Origin of the sequence: Kitasatospora sp. MAP12-44, assembly GCF_029892095.1 — a bacterium.
Classification (GTDB): Bacteria; Actinomycetota; Actinomycetes; order Streptomycetales; family Streptomycetaceae; genus Kitasatospora.
The window spans coordinates 2,140,800-2,154,925 of record NZ_JARZAE010000004.1; the positions used below are offsets into that span (position 1 = coordinate 2,140,800).

14 protein-coding genes are annotated in these 14,126 nt (G+C 71.9%); 5 read left to right on the forward strand and 9 right to left on the reverse strand.

Annotated elements, in window-relative coordinates:
* Positions 1–16 precede the first annotated feature (16 nt).
* Positions 17–1,669 carry an alpha/beta hydrolase gene (locus P3T34_RS10115; RefSeq protein ID WP_280665679.1) on the reverse strand — a complete coding sequence of 551 codons (1,653 nt, stop codon included), beginning with the start codon at positions 1,667–1,669 and terminating at the stop codon, positions 17–19.
* Positions 1,638–1,937, reverse strand: coding sequence for a hypothetical protein (locus tag P3T34_RS10120; protein WP_280665680.1), 300 nt, complete (start codon positions 1,935–1,937; stop codon positions 1,638–1,640). Before P3T34_RS10120 ends, P3T34_RS10115 begins: the two co-directional genes overlap by 32 nt.
* A 31-nt stretch (positions 1,938–1,968) precedes the next feature.
* Here P3T34_RS10120 and P3T34_RS10125 point away from each other — a divergent pair, with 31 nt between their 5' ends.
* Entirely contained in the window at positions 1,969–2,868 is a 900-nt protein-coding gene (locus tag P3T34_RS10125) for a MerR family DNA-binding transcriptional regulator (protein ID WP_280665681.1), read from the forward strand.
* On the opposite strand, the gene P3T34_RS10130 is transcribed toward P3T34_RS10125, so the two are convergent.
* Positions 2,849–3,220, reverse strand: coding sequence for a helix-turn-helix domain-containing protein (locus P3T34_RS10130; protein ID WP_280665682.1), 372 nt, complete (start codon positions 3,218–3,220; stop codon positions 2,849–2,851). The two genes, P3T34_RS10125 and P3T34_RS10130, sit on opposite strands and share 20 nt — an antisense overlap.
* A gap of 89 nt (positions 3,221–3,309) precedes the next feature.
* Here P3T34_RS10130 and P3T34_RS10135 point away from each other — a divergent pair, with 89 nt between their 5' ends.
* Positions 3,310–4,521, forward strand: coding sequence for a pyridoxal phosphate-dependent aminotransferase (locus P3T34_RS10135; protein WP_280665683.1), 1,212 nt, complete (start codon positions 3,310–3,312; stop codon positions 4,519–4,521).
* Positions 4,522–4,695: 174 nt separating this feature from the next.
* Positions 4,696–7,086: a terpene synthase family protein gene (locus P3T34_RS10140; RefSeq protein ID WP_280665684.1), complete on the forward strand. Its 2,391-nt coding sequence runs from the start codon at positions 4,696–4,698 to the stop codon at positions 7,084–7,086.
* A gap of 57 nt (positions 7,087–7,143) precedes the next feature.
* Here P3T34_RS10140 and P3T34_RS10145 read toward each other — a convergent pair whose 3' ends face one another.
* Both P3T34_RS10145 and P3T34_RS10150 read right to left on the reverse strand, forming a co-directional pair.
* Positions 7,144–7,476 (reverse strand): YnfA family protein, encoded by a 333-nt coding sequence (locus tag P3T34_RS10145; protein ID WP_280665685.1) that lies wholly within the window; start codon positions 7,474–7,476, stop codon positions 7,144–7,146.
* A gap of 11 nt (positions 7,477–7,487) precedes the next feature.
* Positions 7,488–8,069 (reverse strand): helix-turn-helix domain-containing protein, encoded by a 582-nt coding sequence (locus P3T34_RS10150; protein WP_280665686.1) that lies wholly within the window; start codon positions 8,067–8,069, stop codon positions 7,488–7,490.
* Between the two features lie 143 nt (positions 8,070–8,212).
* On the opposite strand from P3T34_RS10150, the gene P3T34_RS10155 reads away from it, so the two are divergent.
* Complete coding sequence (locus P3T34_RS10155) at positions 8,213–8,689, forward strand: peroxiredoxin (RefSeq protein WP_280665687.1); 477 nt, start codon at positions 8,213–8,215, stop codon at positions 8,687–8,689.
* Between the two features lie 59 nt (positions 8,690–8,748).
* Here the strand turns inward: P3T34_RS10155 and P3T34_RS10160 are convergent, their stop codons facing one another.
* The 4 genes from P3T34_RS10160 to P3T34_RS10175 all read right to left on the reverse strand — a co-directional run bounded on the left by P3T34_RS10160 (position 8,749) and on the right by P3T34_RS10175 (position 12,748).
* Positions 8,749–9,384, reverse strand: coding sequence for an MBL fold metallo-hydrolase (locus P3T34_RS10160; protein ID WP_280665688.1), 636 nt, complete (start codon positions 9,382–9,384; stop codon positions 8,749–8,751).
* Positions 9,385–9,392: 8 nt separating this feature from the next.
* Positions 9,393–10,478, reverse strand: coding sequence for an S-(hydroxymethyl)mycothiol dehydrogenase (locus P3T34_RS10165; protein ID WP_280665689.1), 1,086 nt, complete (start codon positions 10,476–10,478; stop codon positions 9,393–9,395).
* Positions 10,479–10,572: 94 nt separating this feature from the next.
* The gene (locus P3T34_RS10170; RefSeq protein ID WP_280665690.1) at positions 10,573–12,240 is read right to left on the reverse strand and encodes a metallophosphoesterase family protein; all 1,668 of its coding nucleotides are present in this window, start codon (positions 12,238–12,240) and stop codon (positions 10,573–10,575) included.
* A 97-nt stretch (positions 12,241–12,337) separates the two neighbouring features.
* Positions 12,338–12,748, reverse strand: coding sequence for a (2Fe-2S) ferredoxin domain-containing protein (locus P3T34_RS10175; protein ID WP_280665691.1), 411 nt, complete (start codon positions 12,746–12,748; stop codon positions 12,338–12,340).
* Positions 12,749–12,958: 210 nt separating this feature from the next.
* Here P3T34_RS10175 and P3T34_RS10180 point away from each other — a divergent pair, with 210 nt between their 5' ends.
* Positions 12,959–14,125: a multicopper oxidase domain-containing protein gene (locus P3T34_RS10180; protein WP_280665692.1), complete on the forward strand. Its 1,167-nt coding sequence runs from the start codon at positions 12,959–12,961 to the stop codon at positions 14,123–14,125.
* The last annotated feature ends 1 nt before the right edge of the window (position 14,126 follow it).

Genomic DNA, 14,126 nt, shown 5'->3' on the forward strand with positions numbered 1-14,126 from the left:
GCCCCGCCCACCCCCCTCAGCGGCCGGGCCGGCGGTGGACGTTCTCCGGGTGGCCGGCCACGATCTGGCCGATGTTGGGGAGGGAGTCGCCGCCCGACGGGTCCAGGTAGTGGGAGTGGGAGGCGAAGCCGAGGGGGCCGTCCGCGACGGTGAAGCGGTTGGCGCCGAAGGCCGCGGCGGCCGGGTCGGGGCCGAACCAGAGGCGGTCGGAGGCGAGTTCGTTGCCCGTCAGGGCGTCGCCGAGGCTGGGGAGGTGGGTGACCGGGTCGTGGGCGGCGGCGCCGACCCAGACGTGGTCGGCGGGGAGGCCGAGTCGGGCGGCGTGGTCGGCTTCGGTGCCGGGGCTGCCGATCAGGACGAGGTCGTCGGCGCCGGTGCCGCCGGGGCGTTGGCCGGCCAGGCCGACGGTCAGGGAGCCGTAGCTGTGGCCCAGCGCGGTGAGGTGGGCGGGCGGGCCCTGGTGGGTGGCGCGCAGGCCGGCGAGGAAGCGGTCGTAGGAGGCGGCGCCGTCGCGGGCCCGGTCCGCACTGAGGACGGACGCCGGGGCGAGGTCGCCGTCGAGGAGCCCGGACGGGTCGGGCGGCGGGTCGTAGCCGAGCCAGACCAGCGAGGCGGTCTCGCGGGCGGGGTCGGCGGCGTGCGCGGCGGTCCAGACGTTGAGCGCCCGGTCGCCGTCCCGGCCGGCGATGTCCTCCAGCTCGGTACCGACGCCGGGGACGTACGCGCTGATGTTGCGCGCCGTGTCGGGGTTGCCGAAGCACAGGATGCCCCGGCCCCGGCACTGGCCTTGGCCCAGGCCTTCGCCGGACAGGCCGAGCAGCAGCGTCGGCGGGTGGCGGCCGGCGTCCTGGTCGAGCCGGGCGCGGATCGCCCGGAAGCCGACCGACCCGACAGCGTCCCCGTCCAGGCAGCGCTGGAGGGCGATCCGATTGGCCCGGTCGCGGTCCTCGGCGGGGATGCCGTCGCGGTTGCCGACCAGCTCGGGGCACTGCTGGACGAGCAGCTCCCGCCGGCCTGGTGGCAGCGCGCGCCACCAGGCGGTGACCTCGGCGGGCGGGGCGCTCGCGGGCGGCAGGGCGGCGCCGATCAGCTGCCGGACGGCCGCCGCGTCCTCGCGGGCCGTCGCGGGGTCGACGGCGTCACCAGCCGCGAGCCGGTCGAGGCGCTCGGCGATCCGCCGGTCGGCGTCGTCCGCGGCGCGCACGGCCTGGGCGACGCGCTCGGCGATGGCCTGGCGGGTGCGTGCCCGGGCGTCCATCGCGTCCCCGTCGTGGCGCTCGGCGGCACCCGGCGGCGGGGCGCTCACCGTGCCGTCGGCGGCCACCGCGCACCCGGCGCGCTCGGCGTCGGCCAGCGCGCGCAGCAGTTGCTCCCGCGCGACCCCGAACTCGCTTGCGGCGTCCCGCAGCAGCGCACCCAGCGCCGCCGACTCCAGGTGCGCCGCTTCGAGTTGGGCGCAGTGCGCGGCCAGCGCCAGCTGCGCCTGGAGCGCCGCCGGGCCCGTCCAGCAGCCGCCGGCCTTGCCCGTGGCGGCGTGGACGCCGGCCAGAGCGCGGCCCGCGCCCTCGGCCAGCGCCTCATAGCCCTGCCCCGCAGCGGCGAGCAACTCCGGCTGGGCATCCTGTAGTTGCCAGACGTCAAGCACGGCCGAGGCTCCGGGCGAGCGCACCGTCGGTCTCCCGGTAGCTGCCCGCCGTGGCGACCAGCCGGCCGCCCGCGTCGTCCAGTTCGACGGCCAGCGCGCTCAGCCGCCGTGACCACGCGCCGGTCAGCCGGTCCAGCGCCGCCGCGCTGCGCCAGCCGCACAGGCCGGCGGCGGCCGCGTCCGACGGGCCGTGCACGGCCGCGAGTTCGGCCGCGACCGCCCGTCCGACGCCCTGCAGGGCCCTGCCCTCGGCGGCGAGCCGCTCGGGGTGCACGGCAAGAACGAAAGCCATGGGCGACAAGCTAGCTCGTAGAATGGGCGCCATGACGACGGTCAGCCCAGGGAGCTTCACCATCGGCGCGCTCGCCGAGGCCGCCGCGGTGAGCGTCAAGACGGTCCGCTACTACTCCGACGCCGGGCTGCTGCCGTCCCCCGAACGAAGTACCGGTGGCCACCGCCGGTACGACGAACGCGCGTTGGAGGCACTGCTGACCCTGCGCCGGCTCCGGGGCCTGGGGCTGCCGCTCGCGCTGGCCGGCCCGGTGGTGCGCGGGGAGCTGTCGCTGGAGGATGCCATCGCCTCCCAGCAGGCGGACGTCGAGCGGCAGTTGACGGAGCTGCGGTGGCGTTCGGCCGGGCTGGAGGCGCTGCGGCTGGCGGCCGGCGATCCGGAGGGGCTGCGGCTGCTCGGCGAGGCGATGCGGCACGCGCCGGAGCGGGACACCTTCGCCACCTTCTGGCGCCGGCTGCTGCCGATCCGGATGCCCGACGGGCTGCGCTCGGCGATCATCGAGGCCGCACTGCCCGAGCTCCCGGCCGCGCCCACCGCCCAGCAGGCGCTGGCCTACGCGCAGTTGCACGCGCTGACGGCCGACCGGGCGTACGCCGCCGCCGTGTGCGCCCAGGACACCATGGACTGCGAGACGGCGCCGCTGCTCTACCAGGGCCTGGGCGAGGCCTACGAGTTGGCGGCCGCGGAGCTGGCCCGCCGCAGCGCTCCGCAAGCGGGCCAGGCGCTGGACTGCTTCGTCGCCGCGCATGCCCGAGCCGCACGCAGCGTCGACTCCGCCGACTTCCGGGTCACGCTGCGCGCCCAGCTGATCGGCGGTCCCGTCCCCGAGATGCTCCGCTACTGGGAGCTCGCCGGGAAGCTGACCCCCGAGCCGACCATGGGCGCGGCGCACGGCTGGCTGGTCACCGCGCTCAAATGCCCTGCGCCGTGACCCAGTGCCCGCGCACCGCGTCGGTGGGCCGCTGCTCGCCGAGCGCCTCCAGCCCCCACTCCCCCAGCGCCGCGACCACCTGACGCAGCGCCGTGCCGCGCTCGGTCAGCTCGTACACCGTGGCGTTGGCCGGCCGCTCCAGCTTGCGGCGCAGCACCAGGCCCTCGCTCTCCAGCTGCTTCAGCCGGGTGGCCAGGATGTCCGTGCTGACCCCGGGCAGGTCGGCGTGCAGATCCGTGTACCGGCGGGGCCCGCCGAGGAGTTCACGGACGATCAGGAGGCTCCAGCGCTCCCCGACCGCGTCCAGGGCGCGGGCGATGGCGCAGTACTGGTCGTAGCTTCGGCGTGACATGGGGATCAGCATAGCCAAAAGGTTGGACTTTCCAAGTGGTTACTTGGTAGAACAAAGCAACCAGCATGGTGATGGTCGGGAGGCCTCCAGTGGAGTATCGGCAGTCCAGCAAACTCTCGGGCGTGTGCTACGAGATCCGCGGCCCGGTGGTCGACCAGGCGAACGCCCTGGAGGAGGCCGGTCACAGCGTGCTGCGGCTGAACACCGGCAACCCCGCCACCTTCGGCTTCGAGGCGCCCCCGGAGATCCTTCAGGACATCATCCGCAACCTCCCCACCGCGCACGGCTACAGCGACGCGCGCGGCATCCTGCCCGCCCGCCGCGCGGTCGTGCAGTACTACCAGCAGCGCGGCGTCGCCGGGGTCACCGTCAACGACGTCTACCTCGGCAACGGCGCCTCCGAGCTGATCCAGATGTCGATCACCGCGCTGGTCGACGACGGCGACGAAGTCCTCATCCCGGCCCCGGACTTCCCACTCTGGACGGCCGTGGTCCGGCTGGCCGGCGGCAAGGCCGTGCACTACCTGTGCGACGAGGAGGCCGACTGGTACCCGGACCTGGACGACATCGCCTCCAAGATCAACCACCGCACCAAGGCCATCGTCGTCATCAACCCCAACAACCCCACCGGCGCGGTCTACCCCAAGGAGCTCCTTGAGGGCATCCTCGACCTGGCCCGCCGGCACGGCCTGATCGTGCTGGCGGACGAGATCTACGACAAGATCCTCTACGACGGCGTCGAGCACCACTGCCTGGCCGCGCTCGCCGACGACGTGCTGACCCTCACCTTCAACGGCCTCTCCAAGTCCTACCGGGTGGCCGGGTTCCGCAGCGGCTGGCTGGTGGTCTCCGGCCCCAAGGAGCACGCCAAGGACTACCTGGAGGGCCTCACCATGCTGGCGGGCATGCGGCTGTGCCCCAACGTCCCGGCCCAGTACGCCGTGCAGGCCGCGCTCGGCGGCCACCAGTCCATCCACGACCTCACGCTGCCCACCGGCAGGCTCACCGAGCAGCGCGACGTCACCTGGCGGGCACTCAACGAGCTGCCCGGCGTGAGCTGCGTCAAGCCCAAGGGCGCGCTGTACGCCTTCGCCAAGCTGGACCCGGCCGTCCACAAGATCAAGGACGACGAGCGCTTCGTGCTGGACCTGCTGCTCCGCGAGAAGATCCACATCGTCCAGGGCACCGGCTTCAACTGGCCCCGGCCCGACCACTTCCGCTTTGTCACGCTGCCGCGCGCCGACGACCTGGAGACCGCCATCAGCCGGATCGGCCGCTTCCTGGCCACCTATCGCCAATAACAAAGCCCTGCAAGCGATCTGACGGATCTTCACCCCAAAGATCACGTGCAGCCCTGCGCACACGCCCCACCGCGCTACCGTACGCGTCTTACGGGCCGCCGATCGACTCCCGAGACTGGGGGCGAGCGGCGGCCGAGCGCGGCCTGCCCAGGCCCGTCCCGGTGGGGGGAACACGTGACTCAGCCTTTCGAACTGCCAGACTTCTACACTCCGTACCCGGCCCGGCTCAACCCGCATCTGGAACACGCGCGCGAGCACACCTCGAAGTGGGCCCGCGAGATGGGCATGCTGGAGGGCTCCGGCATCTGGGAGCAGCAGGACCTCGACGACCACGACTACGCGCTGCTCTGCTCCTACGCCCACCCCGACTGCGACAGCGACGCGCTGGACCTGGTCACCGACTGGTACGTCTGGGTCTTCTTCTTCGACGACCACTTCCTGGAGACCTTCAAGCGCACCCAGGACCGGGCGGGTGGCAAGGCCTACCTGGACCGGCTGCCCGCGTTCATGCCGATGGACCTCTCCGACGGGTTCCCCGAGCCCACCAACCCGGTCGAGGCGGGCCTCGCCGACCTCTGGGCACGCACCGTCCCCAGCATGTCGGTCGACTGGCGGGCCCGGTTCCGCAAGAACACCGAGCACCTGCTGAACGAATCCGACTGGGAAATCGCCAATATGAACATCCAGCGGATCCCCAATCCGGTGGAGTACATCGAGATGCGCCGCAAGGTCGGCGGCGCCCCCTGGTCGGCCGGCCTGATCGAGTACGTCGCGAACGCCGAGGTGCCGGCCGCGGTCGCGGAGAGCCGTCCGCTGCGGGTCCTGCGCGAGACCTTCTCGGACGCCGTGCACCTGCGCAACGACCTGTTCTCCTACGAGCGGGAGACCAGGGACGAGGGTGAACTCTCCAACGGCGTCCTGGTGCTGGAGAAGTTCCTGGAGCTCGACACCCAGGCAGCCGCCGACGCGGTCAACGACATGCTGACCTCCCGGCTCCACCAGTTCGAGAACACCGCACTCACCGAGCTCCAGCCGCTCTTCGCCAAACACGCCCTGCGCCCGGACGAGATCACCCGGGTGCTCGCCTACGTCAAGGGCCTTCAGGACTGGCAGTCCGGCGGCCACGAGTGGCACATGCGCTCCAGCCGGTACATGAACGCGCGCGCCAAGCTGGGCACCGAGGACAGCCGGTTCGTAGGTCTGCCGATCGGTCTCGGCACCTCGGCGGCGGACCTGCGCCGCACGGTCGACCAACCGGGCCTGCTGCGCAGCTTCACCCACGTGCCGTACCAGCAGGTCGGCCCGCTGCCGCTGCCGGACTTCTACCTGCCCTTCACCCCCCGGCTCAGCCCGCATCTGGACTCGGCCCGCGAGCACTCCAGTCAGTGGGCCCGCACGATGGGCTACCTGGACGCCGTGCCCGGCGTGCCCGACTCCGGTGTCTGGAACGAGCACAAGGTCAAGTCCTACGACCTCGCGCTCTGCTCGGCCGGCCTGGGCCCCGACGCCACCCCGGAGGAGCTCGACCTCTCCGCCGACTGGCTGATCTGGGGTACCTACGCGGACGACTGGTTCCCGCTGGCCTTCTGCCACCCGGCCGACCCGGTCGGCGCGCGGGCCTGCGTCGAGCAGCTCGCCCGCTATATGCCGCTCGACTCACCCGACGCCGCACCCATCCCGACCACCGCCCTGCAGCGCGGGTTGGCCGACCTCTGGGCGCGCACCGCCTCCCCGATGCCGCTGCCCGCCCGGCAGGGCTTCCGAGCCGCGGTGGTGGCCATGCTGGAGAGCTGGATCTGGGAGGTCGACAACGTCGCCCTGCATCGGATCCCCGACCCGATCGACTACATCGAGATGCGCCGCCACACCTTCGGGTCGGGCCTGACGATGAACCTCATGCGGTTCTCGCACGGCCGCGGCGTGCCGGCCGAGGTCTTCGAGTCCGGCCCGATGAAGGCCCTGGAGAACGCCGTCAGCGACTACGGCTACCTGATCAACGACATGTTCTCCTACCAGAAGGAGATCCAGTTCGAGGGCGAGATCCACAACGCCATCCTGGTCGTGCAGAACTTCCTCAACTGCGACCTGCCGCACGCGACGGCCGTGGTCAACGACCTGATGACCTCACGGATGCAGCAGATCGAGCACCTGATCGCCCATGAACTCCCGGTGCTCTTTAACGACTTCGACCTCGACGCCAACCAGCGAGAGGAACTCGCAGAGTACGTCGAGGACTTGCGCCACTGGATCACCGGGATCCTGGTCTGGCACCAGGGCGTCGGCCGCTACCAGGAGTCCGAGTTGGAGTACCAGCCCGCCGCCCACCGCCGCCGCCTCGCCGACGCGGGCGCCTCCTCCCCCGGCACGCTCCCCACCGCGCCCGCCTCCACCGGTGTCCTCCCGGCGGCGGCCGGCGCAACCCCGGCTGCCACAGCCCCGGCTGCCCTGCCCGGCGCGGGCACCCGTCCGTCGGTGGCCGCTGCCCTGCCCGTCCCGGGCCCCAGCGGCCTCGGCACCTCGGCCGCCCGGATCCCCGCCGTACTGGCGGCGGCCACCCGCCGCTGACCCGATCCAGAGCGTGAGAGCGCCGGGTGGTCCCCGCCACCCGGCGCTCTCACGCCGTTAGTTCCGCGGCCCGTACATGATCACCGCGACGCCGACCAGGCAGACCAGCGCTCCGGCCAGGTCGTAGCGGGTGGGGCGGAAGCCGTCCACCAGCACGCCCCAGAGCAGCGAACCGGCCACGAACACCCCGCCGTACGCGGCCAGCACGCGGCCGAAGTGGCTGTCCGGTTGGAGGGTCGCCACGAAACCGTAGGCGCCGAGGGCCACGACCCCGGCACCGATCCAGGCCGCTCCGCGGTGCTCCCGGACGCCCTGCCAGACCATCCAGGCGCCGCCGATCTCCAGCACGGCGGCGAGGACGAAGAGCAGGATGGAGCGCGCGACGGTCATGAGCTGGGATTCTACGGCTCGCCCAGCAGCTCCCGGACGCCCAGCTCCAGCGCGCGCGACACCGCCGCCGCGTCACCCAGCGCGGCGCCGACCATCGCGCCGTCCCGCAGCAGGACCAGGACGTCGGCCCGCGCGGCCGGCTCCGCCAGGCCGGCCTCCGCGAGCAGCCGCGCCACCAGGTCGCGGAACCAGCCGCGGTGCTCGGCGATCGCCCGCGCGACGGGGTGCAGCGGGTCGGGGTACTCGGCCGCCGCGTTGATGAACGGGCAGCCACGGAACGCCGGGCCGCACATCTCCTGCCCGAGCCGCGCGACCAGCAGCGGCAGAAACTGGCGCGCCGTCAACTCGCCGAGAGCGGCGGCTGCTTCGGCCCGGATCCGGCCGTCCCAGTCCTGGACATACCAGCGCACCAGGTCCTCCTTGCCCGGGAAGTGCCGGTAGAAGGTCGCCCGCGTGACGCCCGCCTCGGTGATGATCCGGTCCACGCCGACCGTGTGGATGCCCTCGGCGTAGAACAGCCGGGTGGCCGCGTCCAGGATCCGGGCGCGGGCGGCAGAGGGGGAGGGCGCGGTGGCGGGGGCGTACGTACTCACGCCTTTGACCGTACTGCACGCGCGCCGCGCCGCGCCGGGCCCACCTGCGGCATTGGCGCGCGCACTACCGCAGGACTACGATCACCGCACAGGAAGAACGAACGTTCTATCTGCTGCGCCACCGACCACCGAAGAGGTCCCCCATGGCCAAGACCCCCGAAGTCGGCACCCTCGCACCCGACTTCACCCTCCCCGGTCTGCTGCTCAGCGAGGCCGGCGCCGAACGGCGCGACTACCGCCTCGCCGAAGCGAAGGGCCACCCGCTGGTCCTGGTCTTCTACCCGGGCGACGACACCGCCGTCTGCACCAAGCAGCTCTGCTCCTACACCTCGGACCTCGACCGGTTCAAGGACCTGGGCGCCACCGTCTGGGGCATCAGCCCGCAGGACGTGGACAGCCACGAGCGCTTCGCCCGCAAGCACAAGCTCGCCTTCCCGCTGCTCGCCGACACCGACAAGACGGTCGCCAAGGCCTTCGGCATCGCCGTGCCCGGCCTCGGCCTGCGCCGCTCGGTCTTCATCCTGGACGCCGACGGCTCGATCCGCTGGAAGCACGTCGCACTGGCCGGCCTGACCTTCCAGCACAGCGACACCCTCACCGCCCAACTCGCGGCCCTGTAACGCGCTGACGCGGCGCAGCCCCGGCGGAGTGGTTCCCGCCGGGGCTGCCGCAGCGTCGGTCAGTGGCCGCGGGCGATCCACTCGGCGAGGTGCGGGGCCTCGTCGCCGATCGTGGTGGTCGGGCCGTGGCCGGTGTACACCACCGTCTCGGGCGGCAGCACCAGCAGCCGCTCCTCGATCGAGCGGATGATGGTCGGGAAGTCGGAGAACGACCGCCCGGTGGCGCCCGGCCCGCCCTGGAAGAGCGTGTCACCGGTGAACACCGCGTCCAGCGCCGGCACATAGAGGCTGACGCCGCCGGGGCTGTGCCCCGGGGTGTGCCGCACATGCAGGTAGATCCCGCCCACGGTGATCCGCTGGCCGTCGCGCAGCTCGTCGTCGGGGCTGTCGCCGGGGTGCTCCTGCTTCCACAGCGGCAGGTCGTCGGCGTGCAGCAGGATCGGCGCGCCGGTGAGCGCGGCCAGCGCGGGCGCGGCGTTCACGTGGTCGTTGTGGGCGTGGGTGCAGACGATCGCCATCACCCGGCGGTCGCCGACCGCGGCCGCGATCGCCTCGGCGTCGTGCGCGGGGTCGATCACCACGGCCTCGCGGTCGTTGGCGATGATCCACACGTTGTTCTCCACCTCCCAGCTGCCACCGTCGAGTTCGAAGGTGCCGGAGGTGACGAGGTGCTCGATCTCGGGTTCGACAGGCATCTGATGCATCAGAACACCACCACGGAACGCAGCACGTCGCCGCCGTGCATCCGGTCGAACGCGGCCTCGACCTGGTCCAGCGCGATGGTCTCGCTGACGAAGGCGTCCAGGTCGAGCCGGCCCTGCAGATAGAGGTCGATCAGCATCGGGAAGTCCCGCGAGGGCAGGCAGTCGCCGTACCAGGAGGACTTCAGCGCCCCGCCGCGCCCAAAGACGTCGATCAGCGGGAGCTCCAGCGTCATCTCGGGTGTCGGGACGCCCACCAGCACCACGGTGCCGGCCAGGTCGCGGGCGTAGAACGCCTGCTTGTACGTCTCGGGACGGCCGACCGCGTCGATCACCACATCGGCGCCGTTGCCGCCGGTCAGCGCGCGGATCTCCTCCACGGCGTCCTTGGCCTTGGAGTTGACGGTGTGGGTGGCGCCCAGTCGCAGCGCGGTGGCGAGCTTGCGGTCGTCGATGTCCACCGCGATGATCTTCGCCGCGCCGGCCAGCCGCGCGCCCATCACGGCGGCGTTGCCGACCCCGCCGCAGCCGATCACCGCGACGCTGTCGCCGCGGCCCACGTTGCCGGTGTTGACGGCGGCGCCCAGGCCCGCCATCACGCCGCAGCCCAGCAGGCCCGCGGCGGCCGGCGAGGCGGCCGGGTCCACCTTGGTGCACTGGCCGGCCGCGACCAGGGTCTTCTCGGCGAACGCGCCGATGCCCAGCGCCGGGGAGAGCGGGGTGCCGTCCAGCAGCGTCATCGGCTGCTTGGCGTTGTGCGTGGCGAAGCAGTACTGCGGCCGACCACGCCGACAGGAGCGGCACTGCCCGCAGACCGCACGCCAGTTGAGGATCACGAAGTCGCCGGGCGCGACCTCGGTCACGCCGTCGCCGACGCTCTCCACCACGCCGGCGGCCTCGTGACCGAGCAGGAACGGGAACTCGTCGTTGATCCCGCCCTCCCGGTAGTGCAGGTCGGTGTGGCAGACCCCGCAGGACTGGACCTTGACCACCGCCTCGCCCGGTCCCGGATCGGGGACGACGATCGTCTCCACCTGCACCGGTTCGCCCTTGCCCCGGGCGATGACGCCCTTGACCTGCTGTGACATTCGGCCCTGACCTTTCCTTGCAGAACGGCGGAGCCGAACGGCCCCTCGGGATGATTCTCTCCCGGGGGGCCGTTCAGTAAAGCCAGGTGCGCTGTTACCAGCCCCAGCCGCCGCCCTGGCCGTCGTCGTCCGTGCTGCTGTCCCAGCCCTCGCCGACCTTGCGCAGGATGGTGTAGTGGTCGATCTGCTGGCCGGTCTCGGTCAGCGCGGTGACCTTCATCGAGGACTTCTGGCCCAGGTGGGCCGGGGTCACGTCGACCTTGATGAAGGAGTAGCCGAGGTAGCGGACCCGGGACCACTCGACGGTCTCGGTGACCTTCGTCTGCCCCTTGGCGTTGTAGAAGGACGCGACCTCGTCGACCCGGTCCTCGTGGCCCTCGTAGGTCTGCGGCGCGCCGAAGGAGTACAGGCTGCGGCCGGCGGCACCCGCGGTCACGTAGACCACGCCGTCCTTCTCGGGCTCCAGGGTGGCGCCGCTGGGGATCGCCTTGGAGACCTTGTTGCCGAGGATCGCGTCGGTGCGCTCGTAGACGTGGTTGTGGCCGTTGATCACCAGGTCGACGCGGTACTTCTCGAACAGCGGCACCCAGGCCTCGCGGACCCCGCCCTCGGAGGCGTGCGCGGTGGTGGTGGAGAAGGCGCAGTGGTGGAAGAAGACGACGATGAAGTCGATCGTCTCGTCGTTGCGGAAGTCCTTGAGCTGGCGGTCCAGCCACTTGGTCTGGCGGCCCGCGGTGATGCCCAGGTTGGCCGGGATCTCGTAGCTGACGTCGTTGGCGTCCAGCGAGATGACACCGACGTTGCTGTAGCGGAAGGAGTACACGCCGGGGGCGACGCGCGGGTCCGGGCCGTTGTCCGGCAGGAACCAGCGGGCGTCCTCGCCGCCGTAGCCGTTGTGCGAGTACCAGGCCTCCATGTCGTGGTTGCCGTAGGAGACCATCCACGGGATCTTCGAGGAGATCGGCTCGGTCTGCACCAGGAAGGCGTCCCAGGTGGTGGCGTTGTAGTCGGCCTTGTCGGCGTCCAGGCCCTGGCCGTCCGGGTCGCCGTAGGCGATGTCACCGGCGTGCAGGTGGAACGCCGGCTTCTGCGCCAGGATCACGTTGTCGTTGTTGTTCGCATGGGCACTGACGCCCTGGTCGCCGAAGGCGGTGAAGGTGAACGGCTCGTAGACCTTGCCCCAGCGGTGGTCGCGCGAGGCGGCGGTGCGGAAGGTGCCGAGCGCCGAGATCGCCTGCTGGCCGGCCGGGTCGAAGCCCTGGTGGCCGACGCCGTAGTAGTACGTGGTGTCGGGCGTGAGGTCCTCCAGCGCCACGTGCAGGTAGTACTGGTCGACCGGGGCGTGGCCCGGGACCAGGGCCGGCGTGTGCAGCGAGCGCAGCTCCGCCTCGACCTTGTGGCTGAGCTCCCACGGGGTCCTGCCGAAGCGCAGGAACGGCTTCTTGACCGGGACCGGGACCTGCCAGGAGATCCGGAACTGGGTGTCCGGCTCGGGCCCGAACTGCAGGTGGCGGCCGACCGGGACGACCTGCGAACCGTCCACGGCCGTGGCCGCGTCGGACAGCAGCGTGGTGCCGCCCTTGGACGCCGCGTACGCGCTGCCCGTGCCGAGCGCGCCGCCGACGGCCAGCGCGCTCACGGTGACGGCGCTGGAGCGCAGGATCCTGCGCCGGGAGAGCTTGCTGCGCAGGTACTCGTGCTGCTCGGCCATGCTCATGCGGTCGGCGAGCTTCTCGGGCACGCCCATACGTGGGATATCCATGCGGGGGACTATCTCAGGGGTGGGTGGCCATCGCCCGCAGATCCGGTGAACGCGCGTAGAAGGGCCGGTTTCCGAGGCCCCGTCAGGGCAGGTCGCGCTACTTCTCCAGGCTGTCCCTGACCCGCCGGGAGACCGCGAACTCCTGCAGGTCGAGGGTCCCGGGCGGCTCGGCGATGCCAGGACCGCCGTCCCGCACCCACTGGGCTATCTCCTCGACCATGTCGTCCTGGACGACCCATCCCAGCCACACCGGACGGCCGCCGGCCCGCCGGCCCTCGCTCGACGGGTTGACCACCACGACGTTGGAGTGCGCGCAGACGTCCAGGCAGCCCACCGCCCGCACCCGGCCCGCGTCGCCGACGCCCTCCTTGAGCCGGGTGAACTGGCCCAGGTGGTCGACGCCCGGGTGCTTGGCCTCCGTGCCGCAGCAGCAGCCGCGGCAGACGGTCACCGTGCAGGGCGAGGCAGGCGTCCCGGCGGAGGCCTCGCGGCGGGTTCGACGACTCATCGGTATGTCCTTCGTCTCCATGATCCAAGGTTTGGATGATCACCAGATTGTCCCCCACAGGTCAACGGGGTCGGCCGCCCAGTCGGACAGGCCGGCCATCGAAAGGGCCGATCCGGCCGGGGTGCGGGGATGATCGACGTCCTCTTGAACCAGCAGACGCCCTGCCGTTGACTTCGACGGGTCCCCCTCCGACCCGAGAGGTGCTACCTCATGCCCACCGAGCCCACCGAGCCCACCGCTGTTACGGACACCCGACGCGGCGCCATGCGCACCCTGCTGGCCGGCAGCGCCATCGCCGCCCTGGCCGGCTCGGCCGCCCTCGGCGCCTCGGCCGTCGCCCAGGCCGACCCGCCGACCGGCGCGGCTGCGCCCGACCCGTTCGCCGCCGACGCACTGCCGTCCGGCGGCCGGGTGCGGGAGTACTGGGTGCAGGCCGAGTCCTTCGAGCACAACGCCGTCCCGAACGGCTACGACGGCATGATGGGCACCCGCTACACGGCCGAGCAGACCACCTTCTGGGCGATCGGCTTCCGCGCCTACACGCCGAACTTCGGCGCCCCGCTGCCCGCCGACACCAGCCCGACCGGCATCGGCACCAACAGCGGCATCCCCGGCCCGGTGCTGCGCGCGCACGTCGGCGACACCCTGATCGTGCACTTCCGCAACAACGACGCGCACTACCAGTGGCCGCACAGCATGCACCCGCACGGCGTCCGCTACGACGGGAACAACGACGGCGGCTGGCTGGCCGACGACCCCGCCCACGCGGGCACCGCTATCCCGTACGGCGGCACCTACACCTACACCTGGACGGCGCTGCCGAGTTCGGTGGGCACCTGGCCGTACCACGACCACTCGATACCGCAGACCTGCCCCGCGCCCGCCTCGACCACAGCCGCCGCGGCCCCGCACGCGGGGATGGCCATGGGCGCGGGCGGCGGGGTGATGGAGATCGGCGCCGAGCTCGGCCTGTTCGGCATCATCGCCGTCACCGACGCCCACACCCCGCCGGTGGACCGGGAGTTCATCCTCTTCTTCCACGACGCCTACGCCGCCGACGTCCCCGCACTCGCCCAGGACACCGACATGTTCAACGGCGGCGCCTTCCTGGACAACACGCCGACCTTCACCGCCCGCAACGGCGAGCGGATCCGCTGGCGGATCGCCGCACTGGGCAAGGAGTTCCACGTCTTCCACCTGCACGGCCACCGCTGGCTGCGCGGCGACCGCTTTGTCGACTCCGAAATCCTCGGCCCCTCCACCACGTTGACGGTGGAGTACACCGAGAACAACCCGGGCGACTGGATCTACCACTGCCACGTCACCGACCACATGATGGGCGGCATGGTCGGCCGCTACCAGGTCAGCGGCAGCTGAC